General features: G+C 66.9%; 1 protein-coding gene. It reads right to left on the bottom strand.

Going from position 1 to position 251, the window contains the following annotated elements:
- A partial coding sequence (locus F0Q45_RS27275; RefSeq protein WP_149656733.1) for a DUF222 domain-containing protein occupies window positions 1–251 on the bottom strand: 251 nt, incomplete at both ends.

Below are 251 nucleotides of genomic sequence, written 5' to 3'. Positions count from 1 at the left end.
TACACGATGGTCTGAAACGCCCGGTAGTCAATGTCACCGGCCACAAACAGCTGGGCCACTTGCGGCAGCTGTTCGCGCATCGCTCGGGCATAGCGCAGCCGGCTCGCCGCCAGCCCCTGGCTGATCCGCAAGGCCGCGGCCACCTCGGCGGCCACTGCCTCCATGGTGTCGATCGCCCAGTCCTCGGTCTCCGAGCAACGTGAGAGCCGATAGGCAAACAATTCCCCCATCGCGGCCAACTGCGCGGCCGC

The sequence above is a fragment of the Mycobacterium simiae genome (assembly GCF_008370645.1).
GTDB lineage: Bacteria > Actinomycetota > Actinomycetes > Mycobacteriales > Mycobacteriaceae > Mycobacterium > Mycobacterium simiae_A.
Note: the sequence above shows the minus strand (reverse complement) of the source record. Positions and strands in the feature narration are given on the sequence as shown.